Origin of the sequence: Trebonia sp., assembly GCF_049794275.1 — a bacterium.
In the GTDB taxonomy this organism is placed as follows: domain Bacteria; phylum Actinomycetota; class Actinomycetes; order Streptosporangiales; family Streptosporangiaceae; genus Trebonia.
This window is the reverse complement of the sequence record NZ_JBARCR010001122.1, coordinates 1-2,881: the sequence shown is the minus strand read 5'-3', so window position 1 is coordinate 2,881 and position 2,881 is coordinate 1. Positions and strand designations below refer to the sequence as shown.

Here is a 2,881-nt window from a genome sequence, read left to right as displayed (position 1 = left end):
GATCGAGAACAGCGCCGCCGCCGCGGTCGTCGGCAGCCACGGCCTTGCGGTGTCGATCGTGCTGGCGGCGGCCTGCGTGCTCGTCGCCGCCGTGGTCTGGCTGCCCCGGCCGGCTGCCCGGGCGACGCTCGTGCTCGCCCTCGTGGTGGCCGCGGTGATCTGGGTGGTCGGGGAGGCGTTCGGGATGATCCTCGCCGGGGGAGCGACCGACCCCAACTCCGGGCCGCTGCTCGCCCTGCTGGCGCTGGCCTACTGGCCGGCGAAGCAGAGGCAGGCCCGCGAGGGACGAGCGTCATCGTGCTGACCCCTGTCTGGATCCTCGACGTGCTGGCCGGCGGCATGCTGGCCGTGGCGGGGGTGAGCGCTGCCCGGCTGGCCGGGGCCAGGCCGTGGCGGCGCGGCACGGTCGTCACCGACACCGACGTCGGACACCTGCTGATGGCGATCGCGATGGCTGGCATGCTGGCTGGCGGCCTGCGGACGCTGCCCGCCCCCGCCTGGGTGACCATTTTCGGCGTCCTGACGTGCTGGTTCGGCTACCGGGTCGCGCGGGATGCCGGCGTGAGCGGTGTTCGCGCGCTCGCCAGCCGCCACTGCACGCCGCACCTGGTGCACAGCGGAGCGATGGTCTACATGTTCCTGGCTCTTCCGCCGCTCGCGGCGGCCAGCGCCGGAGTGGCGGGCATGGGCTCGGCGGGGCAGGCGCTCAGGTATCCCTCCCTCGCGTTTGTCTTCGCGCTGGTCCTGGCCGCGTCCAGCGTCTGGGACCTCGACCAGCTGTCTGGCAGGCGCTACCGGCTGGCGTCCGGGGCGGTCACGGTCGGCTGCCGGATCGCGATGAGCGTGACGATGGCGTTCATGCTGCTGATCATGATCTGACCGACTATCCGAAAGTGCCGGGAACTTTTCCGCCCCGGCGGCGAACTAGTCAGGCGTGACAGTGAAGGGGCCCGTGCCGTGCCGGGCATGAACTCCGGGCTGAACCCCGCCGATCCCACCCTCGTGGCCGCGTTCCGGTCCGCGCTGCTGCACCAGGGGCTCATCGCCGCCGCGCTGTTCCTGCTGCTCTGGCTGCTGTGGGGCGCCTCGAGGAACTGGCTGAGACCAGGGGAGGCGGTGCATGCGCCGCGCGCGGCCGAGCCGGCGGGCCACCGGGTGCTGCGGATCGGCTTCGGGCTGCTGTGGGTGTTCGACGGCATCTTGCAGGCCCAGCCGCAGATGCCAGGCGGCCTGCCGTCCCAGGTCATCGAGCCGACCGCGCAGAGCTCGCCGCGCTGGGTCCAGGACCTGGTCAACGCCGGAGGGACCATCTGGTCCAATCACCCGATCACGGCCGCCGCGGCCTCGGTGTGGATCCAGGTCGGCATCGGCCTGTGGCTGCTGGTCGCCGTCCGGGGCTGGTGGTCCCGCGGCGCCGGGCTGGCCAGCGTGGCCTGGGGGCTGATGGTGTGGATCTGGGGCGAATCCTTCGGCGGGATCTTCGCCCCTGGCCTTTCCTGGCTGACCGGCGCGCCCGGCGCGGTGCTGCTGTACTGCGTGGCGGGCGCGCTGATCGCGCTGCCGGCGCGCGCCTGGCTGACAGCCCGCACCGGGCGGCTGCTGCTGGCCGGGGCTGGCCTGTTCTTCATCGGCATGGCGGTGCTCCAGGCGTGGCCGGGCCGCGGCTACTGGCAGGGCAGGTCAGGCAGCCTGTCCGCCATGGTGGCCAGCATGGCGCAGACCTCTCAGCCGCGGGCTTTGTCGTCGCTGGTCGCCGCGTTCGGCTCCTTCGACACCGCGCACGGCTTCGCGGTGAACCTGTTCGTGGTGATCGCGCTGGCCGCGATCGGCGCGGCGCTCCTCACGGGGCGGCCTCGGCTAGTCCGCGTCGCGGTACTGGCGGCGGGCGTGCTGTGTCTCGCCGACTGGGTGCTGGTCCAGGACTTCGGGTTTTTCGGCGGCCTCGGCACCGACCCGAACAGCATGATCCCGACCATCCTGCTGCTGGCGGCCGGGTACCTCGCGCTCACCCGGCTGCCGGACGCCGCGGCTGAGCCAGAAGCCACGGTCCAGGCCGAGGCCGTCACTCCCGCGCCTGGCGGGCGATGGCGGGAGCTGCTGCGCCCCGAAGGGGCGCGCGCGGCGCTCACCGCCACCTCGATGCAGACCGTGACCGCTTTGGCCGCCCTCGGCGTGATCGTGATCGGCGCCGCCCCGATGGCCGCGGCATCGCTGAGCCCGACCGCCGACCCCATTCTCGCGCAGGCCATCGCGGGATATTCCCCGCCGCTGGACAGTCCCGCGTCGCCGTTCCGGCTCACCGACCAGGATGGCCGCACGGTCACCCTGGCCAGCCTGCGCGGCAAGGTCGTGCTGCTGACCTTCCTCGACCCGGTGTGCACCACAGACTGCCCGCTCATCGCGCAAGAGTTCAAGGCCACCGCGGCGATGCTCGGCGCGCAGGCCCGGCAGACCGAGCTGGTCGCGATCGTCGCCAACCCCACGTACTACAGCACCCAGTTCACCCAGGCGTTCGACCGCCAGGAAGGCCTGAGCGCCGTGCCTGACTGGCTGTACCTGACCGGGACGCTCACTCAGCTCCGGAGCGCCTGGCAGCAGTACGGCGTCACCGTGGAGAATCTGCCGGCCGGGGCGATGAGCGCGCACAACGATCTGGCGTTCGTCATTGACCGCGCCGGCGTCATCAGGCAGGAGATCGACGCCGACCCGGGACCGGGCACCACCAGCACCCGGTCGTCGTTCGCCGTGCTGTTCGCCGCCGACGTCCGTCAGGCGCTGAGCCAGTCATGACCGCGCGCGCACGGCACCCATGGCGGAACTGGCGCTGGCTCATGATGGCCGCCTCGGTCACCGGGACAGCCGTGCTGGCGGGCTGCGCCGG

The 2,881-nt window shown here is 72.5% G+C and carries 3 protein-coding genes; all 3 read left to right on the top strand.

Going from position 1 to position 2,881, the window contains the following annotated elements; translation table 11 throughout:
- A partial coding sequence (locus WA805_RS27930; RefSeq protein ID WP_425243821.1) for a hypothetical protein occupies window positions 1-304 on the top strand: 304 nt, incomplete at its 5' end.
- Window positions 298-879, top strand: a complete 582-nt coding sequence (locus WA805_RS27925) for a DUF5134 domain-containing protein (protein ID WP_425243820.1) — start codon at window positions 298-300, stop codon at window positions 877-879. The genes WA805_RS27930 and WA805_RS27925, both read left to right, overlap by 7 nt.
- A gap of 87 nt (window positions 880-966) precedes the next feature.
- Window positions 967-2,790 (top strand): SCO family protein, encoded by a 1,824-nt coding sequence (locus tag WA805_RS27920; protein ID WP_425243819.1) that lies wholly within the window; start codon window positions 967-969, stop codon window positions 2,788-2,790.
- The last annotated feature ends 91 nt before the right edge of the window (window positions 2,791-2,881 follow it).

Coding starts and splice junctions, on each gene's coding strand:
- WA805_RS27920 (WP_425243819.1), top strand. CDS start 967: ATGAACTCCGGGCTGAACCCCGCCGATCCCACCCTCGTGGCCGCGTTC.